The sequence below is a fragment of the Cyanobacteriota bacterium genome (assembly GCA_025054735.1).
GTDB lineage: Bacteria > Cyanobacteriota > Cyanobacteriia > SKYG9 > SKYG9 > SKYG9.
The window spans coordinates 1-1,861 of sequence record JANWZG010000570.1 but is presented as its reverse complement, the minus strand read 5'-3'; the positions used below and the strand labels follow the sequence as shown (position 1 = coordinate 1,861).

General features: G+C 48.7%; 3 protein-coding genes. 2 read left to right on the top strand and 1 reads right to left on the bottom strand.

What is annotated here, in order from left to right:
• Positions 1–448 precede the first annotated feature (448 nt).
• Together NZ772_18240 and folB are read left to right on the top strand one after the other, a co-directional pair.
• Positions 449–1,051: a hypothetical protein gene (locus NZ772_18240; protein MCS6815496.1), complete on the top strand. Its 603-nt coding sequence runs from the start codon at positions 449–451 to the stop codon at positions 1,049–1,051.
• 8 nt (positions 1,052–1,059) lie between these two features.
• On the top strand, positions 1,060–1,437 hold the full coding sequence (gene folB, locus NZ772_18235) for a dihydroneopterin aldolase (protein MCS6815495.1): 378 nt from the start codon (positions 1,060–1,062) through the stop codon (positions 1,435–1,437).
• Between the two features lie 20 nt (positions 1,438–1,457).
• On the opposite strand, the gene NZ772_18230 is transcribed toward folB, so the two are convergent.
• Positions 1,458–1,861: 50S ribosome-binding GTPase (locus NZ772_18230; protein ID MCS6815494.1), on the bottom strand; the 404-nt coding region annotated here is incomplete at its 5' end.

Below are 1,861 nucleotides of genomic sequence, written 5' to 3'. Positions count from 1 at the left end.
ATATCTATAAGTTTTGGTCACCAGGATGTTGCTAATCTAGAATTTTTGAGAAAAGATTTTAACTAGGTTGAGAACAAATTTTAACTAAATGCTTGACGATCGGATCACTAATGACATTTAATTGCATTAGCTCAGCATGATTGTCCAGACCTTACGTGCAACTAATTAGATTGATATGGGGCGATCGCATCTTCTAACTCGCCGAGGCTTAACGTCTTATATTGATGGTATTGCTACCTCTGTAGGTACTGGAAGTGCTGGAAGTACCCAGAGTGCCGGAGTTTTTACCCCTAGAGCATCTCATAAACCTGTTGCAGGCATCTCATCGATGCTGTCTGTGAGCGTGATCAGTTCGATCCTGATACATGGCGTAGCGCTACTAGTGCCAGTACCTTCACGGGTGACTCCCTCCCCTCAGCCAAGACCGTCACCAGTTGGAGTTATACGCTTGTCCCTAAATAGAGTCCCTAGGTTTCAATATCGAGCGCAACCAACGCCAACCAAGCCGAAGTCTACTTCGACTAAGCCTACTCCAGCGACTTCAGGTAGACGGCTTGTGCGTCGTCAACTACGTCGGCCTGTAGCGTCTGCCATCACAGCCCCTAGGCCACTACCTAGCCCTGTCGCATCACCAGAGTCGCCGCAGGCTAGCCCCAGTCCAGCACTGCCATCACCAATAGATAAGGGGCCTGAATTATTTGCTGATTTTCCCCATGCTGATCAAGCCTCCCTCTGTGGAACTGAACGAGGTGATTGCTGGCATGTGCCGAATAAGCGGTGGAATCAGGTGCGTGATGATTTACGAGCCAAGCTAGCAGAGAAGGGGCAAGAGTTGAGTGAGGTTGAGCGCGATGATGACCCTGCCTTTCGAGTATATCGGGTCTATGAAAATGGTAAGCCACTACATTTTGTGCATATGCTTTCCCTTGATCAGATGGTTGCTTACGTGTTGTACGATCAAGAGCTGAGCAGAGAAGAGGTACGGGCGCGAGTTAACATGGGCAAAGCAACTACAGATCCATACTCCCAAGACCCTTCCTCACAGGGATAGCAAGTCTAATGGCTGAGAACGATCGCATTGAGTTGACAGGTATCCGCTGCTATGGCTACACGGGAGCACTGCCAGAGGAGCAGGTATTAGGTCAATGGTTTGATGTGTCCTTGTCCCTATGGTTAGATTTGACAGCGGTAGGTCGAAGCGACAACCTTGACGACACTCTGGACTATCGACAGGTTATTGCGATTGTGCGTGATTTGGTCTGCCATCAAAAATTTGCAACAATTGAACGCTTAGCTACAGCGATCGCAGAAGCAACTCTGATATTGCAGTCAAGAGAGCCGTTTGTAGAACAGGTGCAGGTGCGGCTGACCAAGCTAACCCCGCCTATTCCTGACTTTGCTGGACAGGTGACCGTGGAAATTACGAGAAAACGGTGAACTTGGGCTAGATTCACAAGCTAGGCGGTAATGGCAACTTGTACGAGCCACATCAGACGTTGGCGGAGAGTCTCTAGCCCTAGACGATCGCGAGCAGACACATACACTGCTTGCGGATATTGTTCCATAGCCTCAGACAAAGCATCACTGTCTGCTTGGTCAAGTTTATTGAACACCAGCAGCGTAGAACTAGATAGGGTAGGCATCTCAGCCAACAATGAATCCACAACTTGCAGATGGGTTTGCCATGCTGGATGAGACAAATCTACTACATGCAATAACGCATCAGCCTCTGTAACTTCCTCTAGAGTGGCACGAAACGCATCCATCAGTGCAGGGGGCAGGTCATGGATAAAGCCAACTGTATCTGTCAGCACTAGAGACTGACTATAGTGGGTTACTGGATCAGTGATCGTAACTCGTC

What these genes read in the sequence shown, in the direction of transcription:
- folB (MCS6815495.1), top strand. Translation starts at nt 1,060, where the DNA reads ATGGCTGAGAACGATCGCATTGAGTTGACAGGTATCCGCTGCTATGGC.